Raw genomic sequence first — 26,983 nt, 5'->3', positions numbered from 1 at the left:
GGCAAATGCGGGGGCTTCGGCATGCCTCGCAGTCCAAGCCTCTCGGCAGGGTGAGGCCCTGCTTCTTGTCCCGCTTGTTCTCGTCCATGAACATTCGCGTCCTTCCAGGCTCGTTTGGATAACCACTGGCTATGCGACTTTTTCGTCGGCCATCGTGTTCACTGGTGCTCGCCTCACTCGGCCGGGCGGAGCGAGGCACGCCCGAAACCGGGGATGGACTTGATTATCTCGTCAACCAATGGATGTCGGGTAAGGACCAATGCCGCTCCCCATCCACCCAACGCCAACACCCCTGCTGCGAGTGCCTGCCCATGCGAAAGAGCGAAGCCTGTGCCCGACAAGAAAGCCACGCACAGCGGACCAGCCGCGCTCGCTATGGCCATGACGGCGCTTCTCCATAGCGCTGCGGCGATATCCTTCAGTTTCAATCCCAACCGTCGCCGAACGAAGCTCAGGGCAACGTATGCCTGGAAAGGAATCGTCACCAGCATACACCAGGCGGCCGCCTGCAATCCGCCGAAGACGCCAGCCATTGACAAGAGAATGCCAGAAAGCGGGAAGACGATGAGGGCACGGATGAACAAGTCGCGGATCGCACCGACTGCAACCAATACCGGGTAATTGAGCTCAAAACTGAAGGAGAAGAGAAGAGCAATCGCGACGACCTGAACAAGCGGCGCAGCCTCGATCCATTGTCGACCGAGCACGACGTCCACGACCGGATAGGCCAGCACTGAGAGCACAAGGAGAGCGGGCCAGTAGAAAGCCGTGACAATAGAAAGGGCCGCGAGATACGGGCGCTTCAAATCGCTGCCTTGTCTGACCTCTGCCGAAAACGCCGGCAATACGACAGCCACGGCCCCTCCGAGGAGGAGTCTGTCGGGTATCTGGCTGATCAAGAGGGTCCTGCTGAACAAGGCTGCGGCATTCGGTGACACCAGTCGGCCCAACAAGAGCAAGGGCAGGGCGTCAAATATGCGGAAGAGTATGGCGATGGAGCCGTTGTATCCACCGAACGAGACCATTGCGCGCCAATTGGCGAGGGTTGGCTTGAACATCCAGAAATGCGGGCACAGGGCAAGTGCAAGGCATCCAGCAAGCCCGCTGCCGATTAGCCACGCCCAAGCGAAGCTCATATAGCTGAAGCCCGCGAACGCCAAAGCGATTGTTGCCACAGCCCCTGTCGCGCCGTTAGTGATGCTAATGGCAGCTACCTTGCCGAAGGCCATTTCCCGGCGCAGGAGAGCGTTGACTAGGATGACCAAGGCGTCGAGGAAGAGGCAGGCTGAAATAACTCGAAAATAGGGAACGAGGTTCGGCTCCGCGTAGACTGAGGCCAGAATAGGGGACGCGGCTAGGAGAACGGTGACGGCAATCCCGGTAAGGACGAACATCACTGTAAAGGCCCCCCGAATATCCTCGCGGCTGAGTTCCCCGCGCTGGATCAGGAAGCTTGAACTGGAGAATTCCCTGACAGACAGGGCTATCGCCAGGATCGCCATCCCGATCACCGACACGCCGATTTCCTGTGGTGTCAATATGCGCGAAACCACTGCGGTCGTGGCGAAATTCGATACGAGCAGGACATAACGTTCGCCCGTGCTCATCAGAAGTGCGCGTTTAACAGAAGGCATAGTGCCCTTTCCCGGTAGCGGCGGGGCCGCCTTCGTCACGCTGAATAGTCCAACAAACCCGGTTAAAGGTCAGTACCTTCAAAGTAAGGACTAATCACAGACGAAAGGGGTAACGGGCATGGCAGCCGGAGTTGTCGGGCCTTGTTCCAGATCAGCTAAGGGCTGATCAGATTTGGGTAAAATAGGGCGTAAGAGGTTCAAGACAGGGCTTGAGTTGGTGGCGACCTCCGAAAGGGGTATCGCAGACGCGTCGGTCACCCGTATGGGTAGATTGCTACCGGCGCTCGCAGTCCCGACTATCGAGGCCGCCCCGACCGGGAGAACTGTCGCCATGTCGTTTCGTTTCGCAGTCGCTTTGGCTTGCCTGCTGGCGTTTGTCTCGTCTGCCTCCGCCAATTTCCTTTGGGGCATTAACGGTCATCCAATAGTTGCTTATCCGGGTATCCCGATCGAAAGGCAACTCGACTTCGTTAAGGATCTTGGCCTGAAGTCATACAGGGTCAATGTTAGGGGCGAGGGCGACGTGGATATGCTTGCCAACCTTGTCTCCGCCGGAAAGGTGAGAGGCATCGAGATCCTGCCCGTCCTCACGCCCGCCGGCATCGATGTGGACAAGGATAGTCCGGAAGAACTTTACGCCAGGACCCGGAAACTTGCGATCGCACTTGGCTCAAGGTTCAAGGGCGACATCCGTGTCTGGGAACTCGGCAACGAGATGGAGAACTACGCCATCATCAAGCCTTGTGAGAAGCGCGATGATGGCGCGCAATATCCATGTGGTTGGGGACCTGCAGGTGGAACGGGAACGCTCGATTACTACGGCCCGCGCTGGGTGAAAGTGAGTGCCGTCCTCAAGGGGCTGTCCGAAGGGATGATTGCGGCCGATCCGACCATCAGCAAGGCGATCGGCACCGCCGGATGGGGCCACGTCGGCGCGTTCGCACGGATGAAGCAGGACGGCATCGCTTGGGATATCTCAGTGTGGCATATGTACGGCGACGATCCGGAATGGGCTTTCCGGGAAATCTCGGCCTACGGCAAGCCGATATGGGTTACCGAATTCGACAACCCTTACGGAAGCCAGCGCGGCGAGAAGCAGCAGGCCGACGGCATCAAGCAGACAATGACGAGACTTCAAGACCTCAACAAGAAGTACAAGGTCGAGGCCGCGCACATCTACGAACTCGTCGATGAGGCCTACTGGGCTCCTAGCATGGAAGCCAATATGGGATTGGTGAGGCTGATCCCGGCGCCCTACGGTAAATGGAGGGTCGGCGAGCCTAAGCCTGCCTATAAGACGGTGCGTGACTTCACCCGCGGCCCGCAGCCGGCGCCTAGACCTTACCGGGAATGCGATCCAGAGACCCTGGCTGCAAACAAACCCGTATATGTGAGGCAGGCAAGTTTCGTCTATTGCCTCATCCTTGGTCACGATGGCGACACGGCCAGCGTGGATCGTTGGTCGGCAGCTCTTGAAAGCGGGAATAGCAAGCTTGCTGACATGATCTTGGACATGATGGACACCGACGATTTCGAAAGCAGATATGCCACGATCGGCCTGACGGACCGCGCCTATATCAGTTTCCTCTACCTGCTGCTTCTTGACCGTCCCGCAGACAACTACGGCCTTGACACCTATACGCGGCCGCTACGCGCGGGCACCATGACCCGCAAGGACGCAGCCTTCGGCATTGTCACCTCATCGGAGTTCAACTCCAGGCACTCCGCCATCCATGAGGTCTCCGGGGCGCCGACCCCTGGGTGAGCATGAACGACGGGCCGTAGGGAGGGAGCGCAATGCGCTTGATGTCTGTTCTCATGACCTGCGTCTTTTTGGTGGCTATGGAGACTGGAAGCTTAGCCTGCGAACGCGACAAGGGGACGCGTTTCCCCTTACGGATCGAATCTGGAAAGAGCTTTCCGGTCGACAAGGACGGCCATCCATTCTTGATGCATGGCGACTCGGCCTGGTCCCTCATCGCAGATCTGAAGGATGACGAAGCATACCTCTATCTTGAGGACCGCAATGCTCGTGGTTTCAATACGGTGCTGGTCAACCTCCTAGAGCACCGATTTTCCCGCAACGCGCCCGCAAACGCATATGGCGAGAGGCCATTCGCTGGCAACGCCGATTTCGCCGTTCCGAATGAGGCGTATTTTGCCCATGCGGACCGTGTCCTGCAGAAGGCTTGCGACCTCGGTTTCCTGGTGCTGCTTGCCCCAGCCTATCTCGGCTATCGCGGTGGTATTGACGGTTGGTATCAGAAAATGGCTGCTGCAGGGCCAGGAAGGCTTGCTTCGTACGGCCATTTCGTCGGACATCGCTACCGGCACTTCGACAATATCATGTGGGTCAACGGTGGCGATGATGATCCAGCGGACAAGGATCTGGTGAGGGCTGTTGCCAAAGGCATCGTTGACGAGGACCCGGGCGCTCTTAGCACCATCCATGGCGCTCCCGAAACGCCACCACTTGATTTGTGGACTCACGAATCCTGGCTGAACGTGAACAACATCTACACATACGGACCTGTCTACACGGCCGCGATCAGGGAGTACGGCAGGGGTATGCCTTTCTTCCTGATTGAGAGCGCCTATGAGTTCGAAAGTGGTACCGACGAGTACCGGGTCCGCATTCAGGCTTACCAGGCGATCCTCTCGGGCGCCTTTGGCCACCTCTACGGCAATAACCCGATATGGCATTTCGGGGGGCCCGGTCTCCATCGGCAAACATTGGGGTGGAAAGAGGCTCTCAACAGCCCGGGGGCAAAAAGCATGGAGGTGCTTTTCGCGTTCATGTCATCGACAAAGTGGTGGCTGCTCGAACCCGACAGCAAGAACAGACTGCTGGTCGATGGCACGGGCAAGGACATGGGGAGGGCGGTCGCCGCGACCGCAGGGGACGGATCCTATGCTGTCGTCTACCTGCCCGGCAACGGCCGCATTACAGTGGACCTGGCGCGGCTTTCGGCGGCTTCCGTCCGCGCCCGCTGGCGCGATCCGACCAGCGGAGAGGTGACGGATGTCGAAGGTTCTCCCTTCAAGGCGGAGCGCACGGTTTTCCAGCCGCCAGAGCTAAACAGCCGCGGATACAAAGATTGGATCCTGGAGCTGATAGCTCAAGGCCGCCCCGTAGCGCAAAGTCAATGAACGCGCGATTGCGTGCAGCAGGCAACGCAAGGCAAGACGTGCGCCGATTCCTCCGAAAGCATTAGACGTGCGCCACCGCAAAAGAGGTAAGCGTTGGCAACGCTTCCTCGAACGGGGAATCCTGGGCGTCCATTGGCGTTCTCCCCCGTTCCTTCAAGCCCAAGTAGCCTCCCGGATATCAATATCGGCTTGAGAAGAGGTGCGCGATGAAAGTCATGGTAACCGGCCATCAAGGCTATATCGGATCGGTGATGGTGCCGATGCTGCTTCGTGCCGGGCATTCGGTGACGGGCTATGACAGCGATCTCTACCGGCGCTGCACCTTTGCCGCTGGGGGCGAGCGGGCTTCAATTCTATCCATCCAAAAGGACGTCAGGGACGTGCATGCGCGCGACCTCGAAGGGTTCGATGCCGTCATCCACCTTGCGGCCCTTTCCAATGACCCGCTGTCCGACCTTGATCCGGACATCACCTATGAAATCAACCATAAGGGCAGCGTCCGCTTTGCCAAGGCAGCCAAGGACGCCGGCGTGTCGCGCTTCCTGTTCGCCTCGTCGTGCAGCAATTACGGACAGGCGGGCGACGGGATGGTCGATGAAACCGGCGAACTGAATCCGGTCACGCCCTACGGTTGGTCGAAGGTCCTTTCAGAACGGGATATTTCCGAACTGGCCAGCAGCAGCTTTTCTCCCACCTATTTCCGCCCCGCCACGGCCTATGGGCTCTCGCCGCGGCTCCGTTTCGACATCGTGTTGAACAATCTGGTCGCGTGGGCGGTCACCAAAGGCGTCATCCTCCTGAAGTCCGATGGAACACCGTGGCGGCCGATTGTCCATATCGAGGACATTTCCAGGGCATTCATTGCCGGGCTGGAGGCGCCCCGCGAGGCCATTCACAATCAAGCCTTCAATGTGGGACGAACCGACCACAATTATAGGATCCGGGACATCGCCGAGATCGTCGCCGAGATCGTGCCCGATTGCCGGCTTGAACTCGCGCCCGACGCCGGACCCGACAAACGCTCCTATCGGGTCAACTTCGACAAGATCGCGCTTGCCCTTCCTGCCTTCAGGCCGCAATGGGATGCGCGCAAGGGTGCCGAGCAACTCTACCAGGCATACCGGAAGTCGAATGTCACGCTGGAGGAATTCGAGGGCCCGCGCTTCCAGCGTATCGGCCATATCAGGCATCTGTTGACCAGCGGACTTCTGGACGAGCGGATGCGGGTCGCTGGAGTATCCAAGCCATTGGAGGAGGCGCTCGGATAGCTGGATGGAACACCTGAACCCCGCCGGGATCGGCCCGCCGCCGGCAACCGGAGTCGGTCACGAGATTTATGCCCTGGCCGAACGTCTGTTTCCCATCTGCCGGAGCATCACGGGAAATGGCGTGCGAGCAACGCTGGATGTCTTGTCACAGCATATCGAGTTGGAACGGCACGAAGTGCCCACCGGGACGCAGCTGTTCGACTGGACCGTTCCAAAGGAATGGAACATACGCTCGGCAACCATCACGGGCCCGGACGGACAATCAGTCCTCGATTTTGCGGACTCCAACCTGCACGTCGTCAACTACAGCTTGCCGTTCAAGGGGATCCTGACGCTCGCCGAACTGAGGCCGCACATTCATACTCTGCCCGATCAGCCGCAGCTGATCCCCTACCGGACCAGCTATTACGCCCCGACCTGGGGCTTCTGCGCAGCCCACGTCCGTGTGGCTGACCTGCCCGACGGTTTCTACCATGTGGAGATCGACGCCGAGCTCGAGGATGGCACTCTCACATACGGCGAATACCTGCACCGCGGTCGGACCGAGCGGGAGTTCCTCCTCTCGGCGCACATTTGCCATCCCTCGCTTGCCAACGACAACTGTTCGGGCTTGGCGCTGCTGGCGATGCTGGCGAGAAGTCTCAAGGCAAGGAACACACGGTACAGTTACCGCTTTCTATTCGCTCCCGGCACGATCGGCGCGCTCGCGTGGCTGTCGCGCAATGAGGACCGTACATGTCTCATCGACCACGGTCTGGTGCTGTCATGCGTTGGCGATTCAGGAGGCCCGGCATACAAGCGCAGCCGCCGCGGCGACGCCTTCATCGACCGAGCCATGTCCCACGTGCTGGGGCATCGCGCCGGGGCAAAGCTGATGGATTTCTCCCCATATGGGTATGACGAGAGGCAATATTGTTCGCCGGGCTTCAATCTTCCGGTCGGCATGTTCCAGCGAAGCGTCCACGGCACATTTCCCGAATACCACACATCGGCCGACAATCTTGACTTCATCAGCCCAGAGCATCTCGAGGATTCCTTCCGCATCTTGATGGAGGTGATCGACATTGTCGAAGAGGACTGGACGCCGTTGAACCGCTTGCCCAAGGGCGAGCCGCAGCTCGGCAAACGCGGCCTTTATACAGCCGTGGGAGGGCAGAAGTCGTCGGGGGCGACGTCGATGTCCCTGCTTTGGGTGCTGAACCTCGCCGATGGGCAGCATTCGCTCCTGGCCATGGCTGAGCGCTCGAAACTGCCCTTCAAGGAACTGGCCGCCGCTGCGAAACTGCTGTTGGAATATGAGCTCCTGGTAGCCTTATGAGGCCGTTACGGTTCGCCGTCTGACAAGGGGCCAACTTTTGTCCCTTTCCGACATGGCCGTCGGCATCAAGGGCCATCCGATGGAAAAGGTGGGGTCATTGTAGAGGACGCCGGTCGACGCGTTGGGCGTATAGAACTGTGATATGAGATACGAGACCTCGGTGCCGTCGGTTAGGGTCTGGAGGCCGTGGGCGAAGCCGGCAGGGATATAGAGCTGCTTCATGTTTTCGGAAGTCAGCTCGAAACCAAGCCACTTGTAGAGTGTCGGCGAATTCGGACGCAGGTCCACGACGACGTCAAAAATCGCGCCGCGGACACAGGAGACCAGCTTGACCTCTGCGTAAGGCTCCTCCTGGTAGTGCAGCCCCCTGAGAGTTCCCTTTTTGATCGAATGAGCCCGGCTGTGCTGGACAAAGCGCGTCGCCAGACCACAATCGGCCATCTCCTTCTCACAGAAAAGTCGGGTGAAAGAACCACGGTCGTCAAGCATGGGAGTAGGCTCGATCACCCAGACCCCTTGAAGCTCCGTTTCGGTGAACTGCATGCCTTGACTCCCCGGCGCCGAGCGAGACTGCCGCATCAATTGTCAGCGTCGCCAGCCCACGCTGTAAGGGCTACCTAAGCCTTAGGTGGCCTCTCCGATAGCGGTATGTGCGGATGAAAGCTGACTACCCGTTCGGCGAGCCTGGCGTCGGGATCGCCGCCGCCGGCTCGCTATAAGGATTAACGCGCCCGACGGATTGGCAAATCGAAGCGGAGAGGGCCGGATCCTAACCTGCCGTCATCTGCCTACTCAGCCGCGGCAGGCATGGGTTCTGCGGAGCGTACCCGCGGGTTAGGTAGAAGACAGGAGCGGGGAATGAATATTCAGGCTATCGAAACCGTTCGCGGTCACAGTGCGGCAAGCCGCGACGTCGGTTGCAGGCTCTGCGGGTCGCGCCTGCGCCACACCTTGGTGGATCTAGGCATGTCCCCGCCTTGCGAAAGCTTCCTTCAGGCCGAGCAGCTTGATCAAATGGAAGCTTACTATCCGCTCAACGTGCTTGTCTGCGACACTTGCTACCTGGTGCAGCTCAAGGAGTATCTGAGCCCCGAGACCATTTTCGGCGAATATGCCTACTTCTCTTCGTTCTCGTCCAGCTGGGTGGCTCATTCGAAAGTGTATTGCGAGGCCATCACCAGACGGCTTGGGCTTGGCCGTGACAGTCTTGCGGTCGAGCTCGCAAGCAACGATGGCTACCTGCTGCAGCACTTCCTGCCACTGGGCGTTCCTGTATTGGGCGTCGAACCGGCAGCCAATGTTGCGCGCGCCGCGATCGAGAAAGGCGTGTCCACCAGGGTCGACTTCTTCGGGGTCCGGCTGGCAAATCAACTGGTCGGGGAAGGACGTCGCGCCGACCTGATCATTGGCAACAACGTCCTGGCACAGGTCCCAGACCTCAATGACTTCGTCGCCGGGATAAGAATCCTGCTCAAGCCTGAGGGCGTGGTCACGCTCGAATTTCCGCATATCGAGCGGCTGATGGCGGAGAACCAGTTCGACACCATTTATCATGAGCACTTTTCATATTTCTCGCTGCTGACGGTCGAGCTGATGGCGGCGCGCCACGGATTGCGGCTGATCGACGTCGAGGAGTTGCCCACCCATGGCGGCTCGCTGCGCGTCTATCTCGCCCATGATGGCAGTCGCTGGGGCGTGGATGACAGGGTGGGCAAACTTCTCGCCCGAGAAAAGCGGCACGGGCTAACGGAGATGATTACCTATGCCTCCTTCGGTCACAAGGCGCAGCGCGCCAAGCGCGACCTGTTGGCGTTCCTTATCTCGGCCAAAAACGAAGGGAGGAAGATTTGTGGCTACGGCGCTCCAGGCAAGGGCAACACGTTGCTCAATTACTGCGCTATCGGCACCGACTTCCTTGACTTCACGGTCGACCGTAATCCTTACAAGCATGGTCGCTTCACGCCGGGGATGCATATCCCGATCAAATCCGTCGAGGCCATCGACGAAGTCCGGCCAGATTACATCCTGATCCTTCCGTGGAACCTGAAGGACGAGATCATCGAACAGATGCGCCATGTCGCCTCCTGGGGTGCAAAGTTTGTGGTCCCAATTCCTTTTGTGGCGGTGATCGATCCATCGGAGTTAGGCAGATGAAAGTTGTCCTCTTCTGCGGCGGTCGCGGAACCCGGATCCGCGACTATTCCGACAGTATACCCAAGCCGATGATCCCGCTTGGCCACCAGCCGATCCTGCGCCACGTGATGCAGTGGTACAGCGATTATGGACATGACGAATTCGTCTTGTGCCTGGGCTACAAAGCCAATGTCATCAAGGATTTCTTCCTCAACACACGGCCGCAGACCTTTTCCGATTGCGTGGTCACGCAGGGAGGTCAAGACGTGAAACTGCTCGGAGACCAGGCCAAGGACTGGAGCATTACCCTGCTTGATACCGGAGTCTGGCGCAATATCGGCGAACGCCTCTGGGCGGCAAGGGACCAGGTTAAGAACGAGAAGATGTTCCTGGCCAACTACTCCGATGGTCTGACCAACGTCGATCTCGACGACGTGGTGGCGAAATTCGAAGCCAGCGGCAAGATCGGTTGTTTTCTCGCGGTGCGCGCACCACTGACATACCATTTGGCCGATATCGCGGAAGACGGTCGCGTGCGTGAGTTCCGCACAACCGATACCTCGGAGATCTGGATCAACGGCGGCTACTTCCTGTTCCGCCCGCAAATCTTCGACTATATGCGCGATGGCGAGGAGCTCGTTCTGGAACCTTTCAGACGACTGATCGACGACAACATGCTCATGGCGTACAAACATGATGGCTTCTGGCGATCGATGGATACGCTGCGCGATTGGCAATCGCTCGAAGACATGGTCGAACGGGGCGACATGCCCTGGAATAGAAAAGTTACCGCCGAAAAAACCAGACGCGGTCTGGTAGTGGCCGCTTCGTGAGAGGGCTTGGCCTCGCACGTGGCGGGGAGGAACTCTCGATCCTCTGCCTTGGCGCCCATTCCGATGACATCGAGATCGGCGCCGGCGGCACTATCCTTGGTTTGATCGCGTCGGGGGTGAAACTGGACGTCCACTGGTGTGTGCTGAGCGCCGGCGGCCAGCGGTCGGCCGAGGCCCGCGCCTCGGCCGAAGCGTTCCTGAAAGGATCGAAGTCGTCGGTAATCGACATCGCGGATTTCGAAGACAGCTATTTCCCGGCCCATAGCCGGGCGATAAAGCAGCGGTTGATAGATCTAAGATCTCGCGTCCATCCCGACCTGGTGCTGACCCATGCTAGGTTCGATGCCCATCAAGACCACCGGGAGGTCAATCAACTGACCTGGAATGTCTTTCGCGATCACCTTGTGATCGAATACGAGATTCCCAAATGGGATGGCGATCTTTGCCAGCCAAATGCCTACGTGCCGCTCGCTGCCGCAGTGCTGGAACGCAAGATCGAGCTCCTGCAACAGCACTTCGGCACGCAGCGCTCCAAGGACTGGTTCGACCGCGACACATTCGCGGGGCTGGCGAGATTGCGCGGGATGGAGTGCAGGGCGCCGGAACATTTCGCCGAGGCGTTTACACTCAGAAAAGCCAGACTTCTTTAGCGGATTTCCGTCCCGATTTGCTTGAGGGCTTGTCTGAGCCAAGAGGGCACATGGTTCCTGGGAAGACTTCGGGTCGGGCTTTGCCTTCAGGAGCCATCCTCGACGTTGTTGGCGATCTTCGCACGACACTTTTGGGACACCACGCTCTGCCAGATCGGGGTTACCGGCTCATGAAGTGGGTACGAGCCGGTGGGTTTCTGATTGCCGTTTGGTCTCACTGCTCGCTGGCCGAGAGTTCTGTGAGACCGCCGGTATCTGGGCCTGTGGATCGTCATTGTTGAAGCGACGAAACACGATCTGCGAGGGGCGGCCGACCAAAAATTGGCTTGCTCCCGAATCCAGGGCCTTCGCGTACACGCCCAGAGCACCATCGACGGCGTCTATGGTTTTCATGACGGCCGTGTCGTCGTGCGTGTAGCTGACGACGAGAGATGGCATGAGGACACCACGCTTGATCGTCTCCTGCAGGAACAGGGAACGGTATGTCTGCGAGGGCTTGCCGTCCTGGTCAAGCGTGACGTAGGCGAGACAACTAGGACGGCCGACAACTTTGAAGTGCCGATCCAGTCGATGGCGTCTAGAAACCTCCGTGATACCTTGCTTCAATTTCGTTCCCTGACGGTGCAGGTGTTCAATGACGGACTGGTCCTGATAAACCCGTATGGTCGCGATGGCCGCGGCAAGCGCGTGGGTTTCCGCACCATGCGTGGTCGACAGCAGAAAGACACGGGGGCGATCCGTATGCTCGAGCCCACCCAGCCGCATATATTCGCGTTTGCCTGCCAGGGCGGAGACCGAAAAACCATTGCCAAGAGCCTTGCCGAATGTCGACAAGTCCGGTTCGATGCCATAGAGCCTTTGTGCTCCCGCTGCATGCCACCTGAACCCGGTGATCATTTCGTCGAGAATGAACAGCGCGCCATTTTCCCGGCAAAGACGCTGGACATTATGCAGGAAGCCGTCGGCCGGATCGTCGCCACGGGAAGGTTCCAGGATCAGAGCGGCTACCTTACCCGGGTGCCTGTCGAACAAATCCTTGACACTAGCGATGTCGTTGTACCGGAAAGTGAGGGTCAGGTTTTGAACCGCTTCTGGAATTCCCGCATTCATCGGTGTGGTCCCGATGAACCAATCGTCTGTCGAAAAGAAAGGGTGGTCGGCGCAGCACGCGACGAGATCGCGACCCGTGTAGGCGCGGGCCAGGCGGACGGCGCCTGACGTGGCGTCCGATCCGTCCTTGCAGAATTTTACCATCTGCGCGCCGACGAGTTCAAGGAAGGTTTCGGCGCAGTCAACTTCGATCCTTGCGGGGCGCGTGAAGTTGGCTCCGCCTGCAAGCGCCGCCTCCACCGCCCTGAGCACCGTTGGGTATGCATGCCCCAGCCCGACGGAACGGTTGCCCATGCCGTATTCGATGTATTGGTTTCCATCGACATCCCAGACGTGGCACCCCAGACCACGTTCGATAAAGCCCGGCGCGAGAACGGGATACTGATCCTCGCCCTTCGCGTAGGTGTGGCTGCCGCCTGGGATCAGCTCACGGCCACGTTCTTGAAGGCGTCCCGATTTGCGAAAACAGAGGCTTTGCTCAGGCATGCGGACTGCTCCAGTTCGACAGAAAGTCTAGATGTCTGAGCCTGGATTTTCGCGTTCTCCATAAGGTCACCGGTTTAGCACTTATGGTGGATGGTTGGCGCGATTGTGCGGTCTTGTGCAGCAAACGCGCCAACTGACAAGCAGCATCAAGGCGCAAGCGACTCGCGCAGCGTTTCCCCATGCCGGGAGCAGCTAATCGAGCGTAGGTTGGTTGAAGTAGGCTCAACACTGGGACCCTGGGGAACAGTCCGGCGTGTCCAAAATGCTGATGAGCATTTGCGCCGCGGCTGCCGCGAACTACGACCACTGACCCGCGGACATCCCGGGAATTCCCGGCGATCCTGCCAAATAGCCGTCCCCTACGTGATCACGCCATTCACGGGAAAGAATCGTATGGTAAACAGCTAGCAGCGGTCGATTCCCCCGGGATGTAGCCGCTCAGAATGAAGCCCGCCCGGGTCGCTACCGTGGCGGGCTTTTCGTTGACCGCGACCCGCTTGGTGCGTTCGCTACATAAGACCGCGATCGTACATTGAGGGAAGGCGGCTTGTGATTGCGATCACCGTTCAGCCGCAGTTCCTTCCGCGAAGAGATCATTGACCTTGTATGCGACTTCCGTGCGGTTGGTCGCCTTGAGCTTTTTCATGATGTTGCGGATGTGCACCTTCACCGTGCTTTCGCGCAGGTTCAGTTCAAAGGCGATGATCTTGTTGGCCTTGCCGCGTCGGAGCGCCTGCGCGACCTCAGCCTGCCTGAGCGTGAACATGCCGGTCAAGGGCGCATCACGGCTGCCTGAATCTATCAGGTGCCGCATAGACAGAACGCTACTTGCCGGAACGAAGATGCCTCCCGCTGCCGCAAGATTGATTGCCTCGACACAGACATCGATCCCTACAGAGGTTGGAATGTAGCCACGCGCGCCACATTCGAGAGCCGTCAGTATCTGTGCAAGGTCTTCGGTGTCCGCCAAAATCACTACGGGCACCGACTTGAATTCGCACGAAATTCGCCTGATCTGGTCCGCGATACCCTGGTCGGTGACTTTCCGGCCACCTAGGTTGAAGAGAATGGCTGCAAGAGTCATCCCCTCTTTCGCGCGCCATTCGGCAATCGATCCCATGGCCTCGACGGCCATGCCGAGATCGTGGTCTTCCAGAGCCGATGCGAGACATTCGCGGTCGAGCGCCCTTCCGTCCAGGATGAGCAGACATTCCCTGCCTGCTCGTTGCACCATTCCCGCTCCGCCCGACGGGATTTCTGCCTGATCTGCCGAAGTATATTTATGCAGTCCTACTGTGGAGCCCATACTTTTACCCACCCTTTTCCACGCGATCCGCCCTGCGGCGGCCAATTAGCCCCTCACTCTTCAGTTCCTTCAGAAATTGAAAAATAGCGCCCACCGTTTTGGGAGCTTCAGCTGGAATTTGCCCAGCCTTGCACCCACTGCTGTTCCCTATCCCAACCAGAACAACCTGAGCTTATGGGCTATTTATGAGCCAGCGCTAACTTAGATTAACATTTGGTTAAATTTTTGAATCTGCGAAAAACACTAACGGCTAGCCCCGCCGCGGGCGCTACCGTTTTAGGTAAACATGCGAGCTGGCCAGTCGATGGATGTTCTGGAGCGTCTGAATACCGCAGGACATCGCAACGCTCTGAAGGTGAACCCATCCGAAGACGGCTGGCCTCGGCGGTCCTCATCCCATGGGCGTAGCCGAGGACTACCCTCCGACAGTCAAAAGCCATGTATCTCCAAAGCATCGGTTGACTGCATAGGCGCCGGCACTGTCATCTAAGCGCCTGCTTCGCGCAACGCTCAACGAAAGGACCGCATAGGGCAGCTCCCTGGCGCTCCTTGGACGCTGTGGCAAATGCCAGCTCGTTTGGTTGAGAAGGGCAAGGCAAATCCGCCAGCATCCCTTGCGGACATGAGGGTCCGAAGCAGCACACGGTGCCGCCGCACTTACACCGACAGAGCTACGCTATGTATAGCTCGGGCTCAGGCAGTTCCCTGGGGATCATTCTCGGTCAGCCAAGATGCGTCCAGAACAGGTCCGGCATTCTGGACATCGGCTTCGAAGGCGTCGATCAACCTTTTGGCGGCTTTGCTGGCGATATGACTCTCAGGGTAGGTGGCCTTCACGGCCCGTGCACACTCGTAAACTTCCTTGAGTTTCCTAACTTGCTTGAGCCCTAACGCGCGATATACTCCCTGGCTGGTCATATCGCCTCTCCTCCCTGTAGTGGAATTCTCCGCTGCCCGGCCTACTATGCGTCTGCATTGACAGAGGGTTTCCTGGCTGAACCAAAAACTGCGTGCGACTTTAGTAAGATCGTCGGCTTCCCGGGTCGAGGCGTTCTTTAGGGGGCCCGCCGGAACCAGGGCTTAGCCATTCGCGGGAGGGTACGACCCGCTTCGCGCCTCGTTCGTAGACCTGTTTGTTCTCGAAATTGTGCTCAGGTGCATGTTTTGGCGCGACTTTGATGGGGACATTCGATCACTCAACCCCAAGCGCTTTTGAGCGCACCATCACCTTGATTATCAAGGCCACGGAAGTGGCGTGGGGACGAGCATTGGCGCGCTCTACCATCGCCGGTGGAAGGCTACCCCCTTTGACTCACTTGCTCAGGACATCCAGCTGTCGAAAGATTAGCGATCGGACAGCTCGCTGTATCCGCGTCACAGCGCCAAACCAAGCGGGAACTCGTCGGCATGCAGGTGTCTCTGCCGGGACTGCTAATATGCGCGGCTATTTTGGTCACGTCCTACTATTCAAGGGGAATGCTGATCATCGGCTTGATCGCTTCCCAGGCTTTCGGCGCGACGGCCGTCATGACACTGACCTTTCTGGGGGGGTCATCTCCGTTGATCTATACCATGTTCGCGGCCTTGCTTGTCACGACCGTCGCTGCAAGACGCCGTATATGGCTTGATCTTGGACTCGTGTTCGGAAGCATCCGGCCGGTCTGGATCCTGACAAGCCTCATGCTGTACGCAATCATCGGATCATGGTTGTTTCCGAGATTCTTTGCGGGACAGACCGCCGTATTCGTGCAGTCCAAGACCCGCGGCATAGTCATAGAAGATTCCTTGGCGCCGGTTTCCGGCAACATTTCTCAGACCGGCTATTTCGTCCTTGGTGGACTCGCCGCTATAGCGCTTTGCGCCCTGCTGCTGCACTCCGACCGGATCGACCAGGTCCGGCGCGGCTTCTTCTTGTGGTGCGGCCTCCACACGGGGATGGGAGTCTTCGATTTCATCAGCAAGAACGTGGGCGCGGGAGACCTGCTGGCCCCCATCAGAACCGCCAACTACGCGATCATATCGAACGCGACGGAGGCCGGATTCGTGCGGATCACCGGACCTTTTTCGGAGGCATCTTCATTCGCCAGCGTTTCCCTCGCCTGCCTGGCATTCTGCTACAGCTACTGGAGAAAGACGAAATCACCGCTGGCCAAATGGCTGTCTGCCATCCTGCTCTTCCTGTCCATTCTGTCGACTTCATCGACCGCCTATGTCGGGCTGATACTGCTATGCATCCCGGTTGCTTTGTCGATGCTGGCCTCGGTCCTGAGGGGAAAAGTCGAGGGCGAAGAGATCCTCATAATGGCACTCATGGTGTTGGGCGGGACTGCCATATTGGGCATAAGTCTTTACAAGGCCGAGGCGTTTGACCCGTTCGTCAAGCTGATCAACAGCACTATCATCAACAAAGCGGATTCCGGCTCAGCCCATGAACGCACCTATTGGAATGTAAAGAGCCTGCAGTCTTTTCTCGATACCAGCGGACTGGGTGTGGGGTTCGGCAGCTCAAGAGCATCGAGTTGGCCCATTGCTGTCCTGTCCCAGTTGGGCTTGTTCGGGTCGCTGATGATGGGGGGCCTGCTGTGTGTCCTGGCTAGGGGGCTGGGGGCGGTTCGGCAATGGGTGGATCCAGAAACAGACGCCGTCGTGGCTAGCGTCAGGAATGCTGCCCTTGCAAGCATAATTGCCATGTCGGTGTCGGGCGGCAGCGCTGATCCAGGCATCCTCTTTTTCATTGCACTTGCAGTCGTTTGCGCCACGAGAGTCAGTGCTCGGCGCGGCGTTGCCGCATTCGAGCGATCTAGCCCGGCGTCCGGCGACGGCGCGGCCAACGGCGTGTACTCCGGTTCCGCCGAGTTGGCTTTGCGACGGCAAAGGTTGCTGGCAATGTGTCAGGGCCCGGTCATGTTCAAAATGGACGGGGATGTTGACTAACCGTCGACCCTGGGCTCGAACGCCCTTGGCTGGGGCGCCGGTCGTCTGGCAAGGAAAGGAAGGTTGCCGCCAAAAGCTGGTCGCAGCCTGCAGGCTGTGCCGAACAAGTGCAACACGCTGGCGCCACAAGCCTGCCTGACCTCACCTGCGCATCCGACGGCTATATCGTTGCGGGGCAACTCATCCGTGCGAAGCTGATGCCGGTTTTGCGGATTTTCAGAAGACTTTTATATTGCAATCAATATTTGCTTCCATCACGGGCCTACGGCTTTCGTCGGATACAATTACCGAAAGCTTGCTTTGCAACTCGCCCTGAATTTCGTCCTGTGCCATGGCGACCAGCATTCTGACTGCGTCTACTCGGGCCTCAAGCGCACCGACGTAATGGGTGCCCTCGGTGTCGGGAAAATGGGATTTGCCGTCCCGGACATCGAAAAAAAACAGTGGCATTTTGCATCCGCGCTTAACAACAAACCGCTCGTCAAAGCGGGGTTTGGCATCTTGCTCACGGCTGCTTAGGGCATTCGCCCACAAGATTCTAGCAACCGCAGATGGTCAACCGGAGACGGTTGTGGAGAACTCAAATTCGGTTGATCACAAAATATTAAAAAGGTTCGATTGGCCGACAAAACCGTTCCCGAGACTTCGCCTTCTGCACTATCGGGAAGGCGACAGCCATCGCCATTTCAAAGGCAGTGTCGGCCCGCTAAGGGCGCAGCAGGCGTCGAGCCTGAGTAGGCTCAACCAAACTGATAGATAGGCCTGAGGAATGGTTCCGGTAAGCTACCGCCTCGACAAGCGCATTCGTGTCGTTTTCATCGTGCGGAGTTCCTTTCGTGCCTCTGGATTTCATTGCCGAAGCCCGGCCCAACACCTTCGCGTTTGAAACCTCTGCGCTGATCAAGGCGTGCGGCTTTAGGGAATATGACGCGCGCTGGTGGTTTGGCCAGGTCGCGCCCGAACTCAACCTGATCGGCGTCCAGGCGTTGGGTATGGGGCTCGGTACGATGATCCGCCGTCTCGGCGTTGGGCCCGACATCGTCACCGGACATGATTTCCGTTCCTATTCGCTCGGCATCAAGCTGGCATTGGTTTCCGGACTGATGGCGGCCGGCGCACGGGTGAAGGATATCGGTCTGGCGCTGTCGCCGATGGCCTATTTCGCGCAGTTCGCGCTCGATACGCCGTCGGTGGCCATGGTCACCGCATCGCACAACGAGAATGGCTGGACCGGCGTCAAGATGGGAGCGGCGCGGCCGCTGACATTCGGGCCCGAGGAGATGAGCGCGCTCAAGGCGATCGTGCTGGCCGGCGATTTCGACCTTGTTGGCGGCGGCTCTTATGATTTCGTTTCCGACTTTCGAGAGACCTATCTCGACGATCTGACCCGAGACAAGCGCATCACACGAAAGCTCAAAGTGGTCGCCGCCTGCGGCAACGGCACTGCTGGTGCCTTCGCACCGGAAGCGCTGGAACGCATTGGCTGCGAGGTGATCCCGCTTGATGTCGAGCTTGATCATACGTTTCCAAACTACAATCCCAATCCGGAAGACATGCAGATGCTGCATGCGATCCGAGACAAGGTGCTTAAGACCGGCGCCGATGTCGGTCTGGGCTTCGATGGCGACGGCGACCGCTGCGGTGTCGTCGACAATGAAGGCAACGAGATCTTCGCCGACAAGGTCGGCGTCATGCTTGCGCGGGATATTTCGCGGCTCCATCCGGGTTCGACCTTCGTCGTCGACGTCAAGTCGACCGGACTGTTCAACACCGACGCGGTGCTGCGCGCCAATGGCGCCGTCACCGACTATTGGAAGACCGGCCATTCCTACATCAAGCGCCGGGTTGCCGAACTCGGCGCGGTCGCCGGTTTCGAAAAATCAGGCCACTTCTTCTTCAACCCCCCGATCGGGCGCGGCTATGACGACGGACTGGTCACGGCAATCGCCATCTGTCAGATGCTGGACCGTAACCCGGCCAGTTCGATGGCCGATCTCTACGGGGCACTGCCGCTGACCTTCGGCACGCCCACCATGTCCCCGCACTGCGAGGACGATGTGAAGTACGGCGTGGTCGAGCGGGTGGTCTCCGATTTTCAGGCTATGAAGCGTGACGGCTCCAGTTTTGCCGGCCAGAAGATCGTCGACCTTGTCACAGTCAATGGCGTGCGCGTCGTTGCCGAGGACGGCACCTGGGGTCTGGTGCGCGCCTCGTCGAACAAGCCGGAACTGGTCGTGGTCGTCGAAAGTCCGGTCTCGTCCGAGCGTCGCCGCCAGATGTTTGATGCCGTCGATGCCGTGCTGCGCCGCAGTCCGGAAGTCGGCGCCTACAACCAGACTTTTTGACAGGGCCAAGCGGCGAGAATGGCGGCTTGGTGCAACTGATTATTGCAAAGTGGGACGACGGGCTCTTGCATCGTCACGCTCCAGGGCAGGCTCTGCCGGGGTTCGCAGCGTCAAAGGTGTGCCGTAATGGGTCACCCGCAAATGGTCCCTCAATTGCATCTCCCATCCGGCGTCAGGGGTGAACCTTTGGCGAGCGCTGGGATAACCATCATGATCGCAAACACACCGCGGGTCGGCTGCAACAGGTGCAAACTTGCTCTTGTCGGCGATGAGACACGACCATCGAATGTCCTGAGATGCCCTGGGTGTGGGGCTTCAGACACGTGCGAGAATGTGATGCTTGAGATTGACGAAAGGCGAGCCGAGGCACTTTCGCGCGCCCTTTGCCGCCCAGAAATGCGGGGGGTAAGAACGGGTCGGCCAAAAGTGTACCGTTTCGCGCTTCTGTTTGGGGCAGGGCGGCTCGTGCGTGCCGACGTCAAAGACCGGCAGTAGCATCGCGCCGGCGGTCGGCCCTTGCCACGCCGACAGCAAACGCCATGATCAGGTGCTTCTGGTGACCTGGTCGGGAGCCGTAATGGCAACCTGTACTCCTCGAACGTCAATTGTCTGCCAGACCGTTCTTTATGGGAACGATTTGCGGGCAGTATGCAAGCGGTATGGGAGCCATCTGTACAGAGCAATGAAGGTAACGGCCCGCACCGCGATCAATGGCAGCTGCCGGAAGTACGCGCGGCTTCAGAATTCGTCGGAGGGTCTTAGTCCATAAGGCCTACTTGAATATTTGCTAGACCATGATGCATCCTTGAGGTCACAGATGGTCCTTGGCCCGGCCACCTCAGTGCTTAGCTAGTGGCACTCGGACTACCGGTCGCCGTTAACGGAGCTCAACAATGACGCCCAAGCGCTTCACCCGCCCGGTTCAGGTAATTGTGGGACTTGGCTTTGCGCATGAGGTGTCATCTGTCATGGACGCCTATCAGCTTCTCGACGAATGGGTCGGGTTCCGCAGCCCAACACATGCGGCCACACTTGCGCTTTTCCGGTCTGCCCTTGCAGACGACAAAAACGCTGAAACGGCTCGCCTTGCCTTTGAGGCATTTGCTCGATCTCGGGGAATTCTAGCCGCGGAGGAAATCGAGTCCTCTGGTGGTGCTGCAGAAGAGTGGATGACAGCCTATGACAGACGGTCAGAAGTCGTGGTTGATGGCTAATGCACGTTGCCCAACAGTGACCTCGGTTTTGGGGAAGACGACTTGCGTAGAACCAACGGCCTAAGGCGCGTCGCCTGAAATCCGTCTCGACGCGAAGCGCTTTAGGTGATGACCGCAGCGGTCACCCCGGTGGCTTGCAAAGCTCTGGACGTGTCCGCATGAAGCCACCTCAGCGGGCGATCGCGCCACGAGCCTGACGGTTTCTTTGCAAAATCGGCAAAGCTCAACCAGATATGGGCTCCGCGAGTTCGTCGGCCGCTTCACTGACGCCGCAGGCAGCCGCGCGCTCGAGCCAGACCCGGCCGGCCTCAGGGTCGCACTCCCCGGCCAGGCCATTGACGAGGTAACGCCCGAGCATGAGTTGGGCTTGGCCATGACCACGCCCGGCAGCGGCGGCGAACCATTTCTGCGCCGCCTTGTGGTCCACCGGCAGGGCCTGGCCAGCACCGTACAGCGCACCTAGCGCAAACATCGCCCCAGCGTGGCCGTCGAGAGCGGCCTGCTTGAACAACTGCGTGGCGACCTCTGGCTCGCGGGCGCCACCGCGCCCGTTGAGCAGCATCTCGGCAAGCGCGACCTGTGCATCGAGGACGCCGGCTTTGCCCGCCCGGGCAAACCAGAGGCGGGCCTGCCTTGGGTCCGTCGCCACGCCACGTCCATCCTGGAGGAGGCGGGCATACATATATTGCGCCTCCCCGACACCTTCGGCGGCCCGCCTCAGCCACTGCGCCGCTTGTCCCTCGTCCTGGCGCACGCCAACGCCGTTGGCGAAGCAGAGCCCGAGATTGAATGCCGCAATCAGGTCGCCCGATGATGCGGCGGCCTCGAACCAACCGGCAACACTTGCACGATCGTCTGGCTCGCCGGCTCCTCCGAGGACGAGATTGGCGAGGTCGATCTGTGCGTCCTGATTGCCGGCATTGGCGGAGGCGCGCAGCCAGCGTGCTCCCTCTTCGACATCCTCAGCCACGCCGTTCCCCGTTAGGTAGAGAGAGGCCAGGGCGCGGGCGGCGGCCTGGTGACCCGCTTCGGCTGCCCGCCGATACCAGTTTGCGGCTTCTGCAAAATCGGGCCGCTGTGTCTTCACATAGCGATCGCCCAGGAGATAGGCTGCCTCGACATTTCCGGCCAAGGCAGCACGCCGCATCCATGCCTCCCCGGCAGCGACATCTTGGCCGGCGAGTGCACCGTCAATCAGTGCCAGTCCCAACCGGAACTGGGCAGAGGGCAGGCCCTTGTCTGCAGCAGCCTGATACAGTTGGGCGGCTGCAGCCATGTCGCTTGGCACGCCGAGCCCGTGCTCGGTAAGGACCGCAAGTAGATAGGTCGCGGTCGGCAGGTCGGCGTCGGCCGCACGCCTTACCTCTTCCGCAATCCGGACCCTGTTTTCGCGATTGCCACGCCGGGCGAGCGACAGGGCAAGGCCAAGACATCCTTCGGCACAGCCGGCGGAAGCTGACTTCTCGTACCAGTGATGCGCCGCATCTGCATTGCGCATCGGCTTGGGGCCGCTGGTGAGGATATAGCCAAGGATCGCCTGTCCGGTTGCCGAGCCCGCCTCGGCCGCCTTGGTGGCCAGTTCGAACGCTGCCGTGAAGTCCGGTTCGCCTGGCCGGTCCCGTTTGAACAATTGCTCCGATCCGGCGCCTTTGCCGCCGGCTTCCGCCGGGACCAGCCCGGCGACGTAGAGAGCGGCAAGGAGCGCCTGCGCATCGACGCTGCCTTGATTGACTGCCCGCAGCAGCCAACGCGTGCCTTCCACACGGCTGGGCGGCACACCCGATCCCTCGAGATAGCAACGCGCGACCCGGTATTCGGCATCGACCATTCCCGCGCGCGCCGCTACCGCCATCAGCGGAAAGGCTTCAGCTGGTTTGCCGGCGTCGAAAAGCTGGATAGACCGGCGCAACGCTGCCGCCGGGGAGACGAGACCAGCCAGCCGATCCAGAATTGTCATCGATCCGAACCTCAGATTGCTCCAATACTCTATGGCTCCCGCATCGCTTCTTGGCTGACCGGGAGCATCACTGCGAGAATGTACTTGAGCACCGTACGCCGACCGACCTTGACGTCGGCGGTCACCGGCATTCCGGGGCTGACGGTGAAACCGGCAGGCACGCCGTGAAGAGCGACCTGATCGATGGAAATGCGCACGCGATAGAACGGCTCGGCGTCGGAAGGCAGCATAGCCAGCGAGCTGTTCGGATCGCGCGCTTGCTCCTGGGCAGAAAAGGAATCCGGGCTGAGCGTCCGCACGGTGCCATGCGCGAGCCCGTATTGCGAATAGGGGAAAGTGTCGAACTTGATGACCACCTGGTCGCCGACATGGACGAAGCCGCTGCTGCGGCCGACGATGTTTGTCTCGATCTCGAGCGGCGCGTTAGCCGGTACGAGGGTGATCAAGCGCTCTCCGGACTGCAGTACCGAACCGACCGAGACCTTGGCCACCGATTGGACGGTGGCGTCGGCTTCACTCTTCAATTCAACCAACTGCTTGCGCAGCTTTGCCTTGTTGAGAAGTTCGCGCGCGTCGGATATCCGCGAACTCGCCTCCGAGAGACTTTGCGAGACATCGGCTCGCCATCCCTGAATGTAGCCGTCGCGCTCGGCGGCCACGGCCTGCTGCTTGAGCCTTGCGGCTTGGGCCGTCTGCTCGGCATTACCAAGCGACCGGGACATTTCGGCGCGATTGTCTTCGGCCAGCAGTGTGTTGAGGCGGCTGCCCACCTGCCGTGCTTCGAGCTGCTTGCGCATCTGTTCGATCGACGCCGCCACAGCGAGCCGCTGGCGGTAGCCGTCGGCATCCGACAGCGAACGCGAGATCACGGAACCGAGTTCGTCGCGCTGGCGGTCGAAGTTTTCGACCTTGGCGTCGTAAACCGCCTTGCGGCGCTCAAAGATCGATGCCTGCAGGGTCCAGCTTGGGTCCAGACCGTCATAGTTGAAGACCTTGCCGTCTGCTTCCGCCTTCAGGCGCGCCACTTCGGCTTCAAGCGTCGAAACCTGCATCGCAAGCGCCGCCAGGTCGGCTGAAGCAAAGGTCGCATCGAGGCGAGCAAGCACTTGACCGGCCTGAACGTGCTGTCCCTCACGAACGTCGATCGAACGCACGATCGCCGTCTCCAGCGGCTGCACGAGGATGTTGGGCGCGTTTGACACCACCAGCCCCCTTGCCGTCACAACCTGATCGACCGGTATTAGTCCTGCCAGGGCGATCAGCGCCATGACGAGGCTCGCAATGATCCAGACGATGCCGCGCGCCGTGCGCGGAATGGGTGCATTGGTGACGGCGCTCGACGGCCACTGGAACTCCAGTATGGCCGGGGTTGTCGGATCCCTCGTTTCCATCCGCTGCCGCCGGGCGGGGAGGGCGATGAGCGAGGTGCTACTCATGGGTTACCGGACCTGAAAGCGTAGATTGTCTTGGCATCGTCAAACCAACCGCGGCGGTATGGCGACCGGACGGCCTTGGCGGCCATCGAGGTGCCGGTTTTGCTGCGACCACAGCTGGCGATAGAGCGTGCATCGCTCGAGCAGCGTCGCGTGCGGCGCGACGTCGAGCACCTTACCCTGATCCATGACCAGGATGTTGTCGCATTCTGTCAGCGAGGACAGCCGGTGCGAAACGATGATCATGGTGCGCCCGCTGGCGATGCGCATGAGGTTGGCGCTGACCACTGCCTCGCTCTCGGGGTCGAGCGCGCTGGTCGCTTCGTCGAGGATGAGGATTGTCGGATCGTGGATGAGGGCGCGCGCGATCGCCAGCCGCTGCTTTTGACCGCCTGAAAGATTGGGCGAACCTTCCTCGATGTAGGTGTCGTAACCATTGGGCATCCGCTCGATGAATTCCTGGGCGCCGGCGAGATGAGCGGCACGCATGGCGTCCGAAAGCGTCAGCCCTGGGCGCCCGGCGATGATGTTGTCACGGATCGAGCCGCGGAACAGAAAATTGTCCTGGAGCACCACGCCGAGCCCTTGGCGAAGATGGCGCAGGTTGATCTCCTTGAGGTCAACGCCGTCAAGCTTGAGGAAGCCGCTGTAGTCACGGTTGATCCCCTGCAGGAGGCGCGCGATGGTCGATTTTCCCGACCCACTGCGCCCGACAATGCCGAACATGGTGCCGGCAGGGATGTGGAAGCTGACCCGGTCGAGCGCGGGCGTCTTTGTAGCGATATAGCTGAAGGTCAGGTCGCTGAACGCGACCTCGCCGACGAGCTTGGGTCTCAGGCCGGTGGAATTCGAGCTGCTCTCCAGGGGCCGGTTGAGAACCGACGCTGCCTCGCCGATCGCCGCACCGACCTCCTCATAGTCTTCAACCAGTCGCGCCAGGCCGACCAGCGGCTGCGCCACGCGCTGGGAGATCATCATGAAGGCGAACAGGCTGCCGACCATGTAGCCGGAGCGGTCGTTCATGGCGAGGTAGGCGCCGATCAGCATGGTGCCGAGCACCATCACGCGTTCGATCGGCGTGACCAAGGTCTGCGGCCAACTGGCGAGCTGGCCGAAGGAGAGACGGGCCTTTCCCGCTTCAGCCACCCGTTCATCCCAGAGCGCCTTGCGCTGCGGCTCAAGGCCGAGCGCCTTCACCGTCTTGATGCCGACGACAGTTTCGCCGAGCGCCGCCGACTTCCAGGTCTCGGCTTCGACCACCCGTTGGTACCTGCGGCGCAGCGGCTTGAGATAGGCAAGGATGATCAACATGATCACGACCGCGCAGGCCACCACGATCCAGGCCAGCGTGGCGTTGATATAGAACATTACGGGCACCAGCACGCACAGCGTGATCAGATCCAGGAACGTGCTGAGGAGCTTTCCGGTCAGGAATTCGCGGATACGATAGACCTGGGCGAGATGATACATCGTCTCGCCGGCTGGATGGCGCTCGAAATAGTCGAGCGGCAGGCGCAGGAGCCGGCTAAAGACGTGCAGATGCAGCTTGGTGTCGAGACGGGCGCCGACAACGTTGATGATCATTCGCCGCGCATGGCCAAGCAGGGTCTCGTAGACGAAAACCACGGCAATCACCGCGGACAAGAGCACCAGAGTGGACAGGCTGTTGAACTGCAGCACCTTGTTGACCAACGTCATGACCATCAGCGGCGGCAAGATGGTAAGGACACTGAGCGTGAACGAGGCAATGGCGATGTCGCGCAGGGAGCGGCTTTCCAGCCGCACCAGTTCGGCCAGCCAGTGCAGGGTGAAAGGCGCGTCCGCCGCCACCTGCGACCGTGTAGGGCGCAGCAGCACGGCCTCGCCCGTCCACACCTGGGACAGCCGCAGCTCGTCGACGGCGGTGACCTCGCCGTCGTCTGGCGCGTCAGCACTTTTGAGGAAGACGACTTTGCGCTCGGCACTCGCGCCGGTAAGGAGACCCGCGCCGCCATCGTTGAACAACAGGACGACCGGTCCGGTGTCCTGGAAGCGCAAGAGGTGGGCCCAGCGGATGCGTATGGCGCGCGACCACATGCCGGCGTTCTGCGCCCACTCGGAGAGATCGGCGGCGCTCGGGACCGGGTTCGCCGTCCTGAATTCCGAGGGGTCGAGTTCGACGCCGTGATAGCGGGCGGCCCGCAGTACGGCCTTGAGGCGCGCCCCGAGCTGGTCGAGCTCGGCGGGACCGCCGGGCGCATTCTGGCCGTCGGTCTGGTCCGCCGCAGCCTCGACTTCGGTGGCGGCGCGGATCCGGAGCGGCTGATTCTCGGCATTTACGGGAACGTTTACCACAGGCTTCTCATCCGGTACGCAGCGCCAACGATCCACAATGCCCAGGCCGAGGCGTTTCTGCCGAGGTTCCTGGCAATGCCGCACTGTACTCCGAACTGATCGGGAGCGCGCCTCTCATGGCATTTCCTCTCTCGAGATGATGAACGCGCGGGTGCCGATTTCCAGGTTAGCCCGCGCGTCCTTTTTTTCAAACTTGGACGAGTTCCCGTTCGTCCGTTCAACAGTCCTGCTCACTCATGCGGCTTTAAGAGATCCTTCAGGGACGTCTTGACGGTGTGGTCGTTGCTGGCGTAGCCAGCGCCAGGCTTGGTCTGGTCCGACGTGAGATCCGTGCTCGCCCCGGACGGCTTGTTCTGGTTGTGACCAGATCCGCTGATCGTCTTGAGGACATTCAACAGGTCTGTCGTTACCGACGTCGCGGCAAGGCCGATCAGGTTGCGGAACGACGCTTGGCCGCCGGGGTCACTGCCGGCCGAGCTCGACGGCAGGAATTGCGTCGTGTCCTTGAGGCCCAGCGTGCTGGGCGTGACGTTGGCTTTGGGGCCGCCGTTTCCGTTGCCGGAGTTGCCCTGTCCCTGGTGTGAGCTGTTGTCGGCATTGTTGTGGTCCCCGGAATTGCCCGGCGCGGGCTGTTCTCCGTTGCCGTGGCCGTTGTTGCCATGACTACCAGTCTCACCACCACCCGAACCGGTCGGGCCAGTCGGTCCTGTCGGACCAGGCGAGCCGGTCGGACCGGTTGCTCCGGTCGAGCCAGTCGAACCGGTGGCACCGGTCGACCCGGTAGCTCCGGTCGAACCGGTTGCACCGGTCGAGCCTGTGGCACCGGTTGAGCCTGTTGCACCTGTGGCCCCAGTTGCACCGGTCGAGCCGGTTGCTCC

At 60.1% G+C, this 26,983-nt stretch carries 19 protein-coding genes and 1 pseudogene; 10 read left to right on the top strand and 10 right to left on the bottom strand.

Features of this window, described 5'->3' with window-relative positions; genetic code table 11:
• Positions 1–173: 173 nt before the first annotated feature.
• Complete coding sequence (locus FJ548_RS26895; RefSeq protein WP_246678780.1) at positions 174–1,607, bottom strand: oligosaccharide flippase family protein; 1,434 nt, start codon at positions 1,605–1,607, stop codon at positions 174–176.
• 358 nt (positions 1,608–1,965) lie between these two features.
• Between FJ548_RS26895 and FJ548_RS26890 the strand changes: the two genes are divergently transcribed.
• The 4 genes from FJ548_RS26890 to FJ548_RS26875 all read left to right on the top strand — a co-directional run bounded on the left by FJ548_RS26890 (position 1,966) and on the right by FJ548_RS26875 (position 7,370).
• Positions 1,966–3,399 (top strand): DUF4214 domain-containing protein, encoded by a 1,434-nt coding sequence (locus tag FJ548_RS26890; protein WP_140779458.1) that lies wholly within the window; start codon positions 1,966–1,968, stop codon positions 3,397–3,399.
• Between the two features lie 32 nt (positions 3,400–3,431).
• Positions 3,432–4,784: a DUF4038 domain-containing protein gene (locus tag FJ548_RS26885; protein WP_140779457.1), complete on the top strand. Its 1,353-nt coding sequence runs from the start codon at positions 3,432–3,434 to the stop codon at positions 4,782–4,784.
• A 206-nt stretch (positions 4,785–4,990) separates the two neighbouring features.
• Positions 4,991–6,052, top strand: coding sequence for an NAD(P)-dependent oxidoreductase (locus FJ548_RS26880; protein ID WP_140779456.1), 1,062 nt, complete (start codon positions 4,991–4,993; stop codon positions 6,050–6,052).
• Positions 6,053–6,056: 4 nt separating this feature from the next.
• Complete coding sequence (locus FJ548_RS26875; RefSeq protein WP_140779455.1) at positions 6,057–7,370, top strand: DUF4910 domain-containing protein; 1,314 nt, start codon at positions 6,057–6,059, stop codon at positions 7,368–7,370.
• Here FJ548_RS26875 and rfbC read toward each other — a convergent pair.
• Positions 7,365–7,913 carry a dTDP-4-dehydrorhamnose 3,5-epimerase gene (rfbC, locus tag FJ548_RS26870; protein WP_140612766.1) on the bottom strand — a complete coding sequence of 183 codons (549 nt, stop codon included), beginning with the start codon at positions 7,911–7,913 and terminating at the stop codon, positions 7,365–7,367. The two genes, FJ548_RS26875 and rfbC, sit on opposite strands and share 6 nt — an antisense overlap.
• A 315-nt stretch (positions 7,914–8,228) precedes the next feature.
• Between rfbC and FJ548_RS26865 the strand changes: the two genes are divergently transcribed.
• From FJ548_RS26865 to FJ548_RS26855, 3 genes are read left to right on the top strand one after another with little or no spacing between them, the layout of a single operon-like run.
• Positions 8,229–9,524 carry a class I SAM-dependent methyltransferase gene (locus tag FJ548_RS26865; protein ID WP_140779454.1) on the top strand — a complete coding sequence of 432 codons (1,296 nt, stop codon included), beginning with the start codon at positions 8,229–8,231 and terminating at the stop codon, positions 9,522–9,524.
• On the top strand, positions 9,521–10,336 hold the full coding sequence (locus FJ548_RS26860; protein WP_140612764.1) for a sugar phosphate nucleotidyltransferase: 816 nt from the start codon (positions 9,521–9,523) through the stop codon (positions 10,334–10,336). The genes FJ548_RS26865 and FJ548_RS26860 overlap by 4 nt, the downstream gene beginning before the upstream one ends.
• Positions 10,333–10,986, top strand: coding sequence for a PIG-L deacetylase family protein (locus tag FJ548_RS26855; protein ID WP_140779453.1), 654 nt, complete (start codon positions 10,333–10,335; stop codon positions 10,984–10,986). Before FJ548_RS26860 ends, FJ548_RS26855 begins: the two co-directional genes overlap by 4 nt.
• A gap of 168 nt (positions 10,987–11,154) precedes the next feature.
• On the opposite strand, the gene FJ548_RS26850 is transcribed toward FJ548_RS26855, so the two are convergent.
• The 3 genes from FJ548_RS26850 to FJ548_RS26840 form a co-directional block, all read right to left on the bottom strand.
• On the bottom strand, positions 11,155–12,582 hold the full coding sequence (locus FJ548_RS26850) for a glutamate-1-semialdehyde 2,1-aminomutase (RefSeq protein WP_140779452.1): 1,428 nt from the start codon (positions 12,580–12,582) through the stop codon (positions 11,155–11,157).
• Positions 12,583–13,141: 559 nt separating this feature from the next.
• On the bottom strand, positions 13,142–13,816 hold the full coding sequence (locus FJ548_RS26845) for a response regulator transcription factor (protein ID WP_023774752.1): 675 nt from the start codon (positions 13,814–13,816) through the stop codon (positions 13,142–13,144).
• A 765-nt stretch (positions 13,817–14,581) separates the two neighbouring features.
• The gene (locus FJ548_RS26840; RefSeq protein ID WP_023774751.1) at positions 14,582–14,806 is read right to left on the bottom strand and encodes a hypothetical protein; all 225 of its coding nucleotides are present in this window, start codon (positions 14,804–14,806) and stop codon (positions 14,582–14,584) included.
• Between the two features lie 558 nt (positions 14,807–15,364).
• Between FJ548_RS26840 and FJ548_RS26835 the strand changes: the two genes are divergently transcribed.
• Positions 15,365–16,822, top strand: a complete 1,458-nt coding sequence (locus FJ548_RS26835) for a hypothetical protein (RefSeq protein ID WP_246678779.1) — start codon at positions 15,365–15,367, stop codon at positions 16,820–16,822.
• Between the two features lie 216 nt (positions 16,823–17,038).
• Here the strand turns inward: FJ548_RS26835 and FJ548_RS26830 are convergent, their stop codons facing one another.
• Positions 17,039–17,272 (bottom strand): hypothetical protein, encoded by a 234-nt coding sequence (locus FJ548_RS26830; RefSeq protein ID WP_140779451.1) that lies wholly within the window; start codon positions 17,270–17,272, stop codon positions 17,039–17,041.
• A gap of 386 nt (positions 17,273–17,658) precedes the next feature.
• Here FJ548_RS26830 and FJ548_RS26825 point away from each other — a divergent pair, with 386 nt between their 5' ends.
• Positions 17,659–19,167, top strand: a complete 1,509-nt coding sequence (locus FJ548_RS26825; RefSeq protein WP_140779450.1) for a phosphomannomutase/phosphoglucomutase — start codon at positions 17,659–17,661, stop codon at positions 19,165–19,167.
• 893 nt (positions 19,168–20,060) lie between these two features.
• Positions 20,061–20,381 (top strand): DUF982 domain-containing protein, encoded by a 321-nt coding sequence (locus tag FJ548_RS26820; RefSeq protein ID WP_140613509.1) that lies wholly within the window; start codon positions 20,061–20,063, stop codon positions 20,379–20,381.
• Between the two features lie 223 nt (positions 20,382–20,604).
• Here FJ548_RS26820 and FJ548_RS26815 read toward each other — a convergent pair whose 3' ends face one another.
• The 4 genes and pseudogenes from FJ548_RS26815 to FJ548_RS26800 all read right to left on the bottom strand — a co-directional run.
• Positions 20,605–22,209: a tetratricopeptide repeat protein gene (locus FJ548_RS26815; RefSeq protein WP_246678778.1), complete on the bottom strand. Its 1,605-nt coding sequence runs from the start codon at positions 22,207–22,209 to the stop codon at positions 20,605–20,607.
• Between the two features lie 158 nt (positions 22,210–22,367).
• A complete protein-coding gene (locus FJ548_RS26810; protein WP_246671660.1) occupies positions 22,368–23,729 on the bottom strand; it encodes an HlyD family type I secretion periplasmic adaptor subunit in 1,362 nt (453 codons plus the stop codon).
• An 84-nt stretch (positions 23,730–23,813) separates the two neighbouring features.
• Positions 23,814–26,105: a peptidase domain-containing ABC transporter gene (locus FJ548_RS26805; protein WP_140779448.1), complete on the bottom strand. Its 2,292-nt coding sequence runs from the start codon at positions 26,103–26,105 to the stop codon at positions 23,814–23,816.
• A 230-nt stretch (positions 26,106–26,335) separates the two neighbouring features.
• Positions 26,336–26,983 (bottom strand): annotated as a pseudogene (locus FJ548_RS26800) (hypothetical protein); the annotation flags it as partial.

Source organism: Mesorhizobium sp. B2-4-17, from assembly GCF_006441275.1.
Taxonomy (GTDB): Bacteria; Pseudomonadota; Alphaproteobacteria; order Rhizobiales; family Rhizobiaceae; genus Mesorhizobium.
The sequence above is the reverse complement of the archived record's forward strand: the minus strand, read 5'-3'. Positions and strand labels throughout refer to the sequence as shown.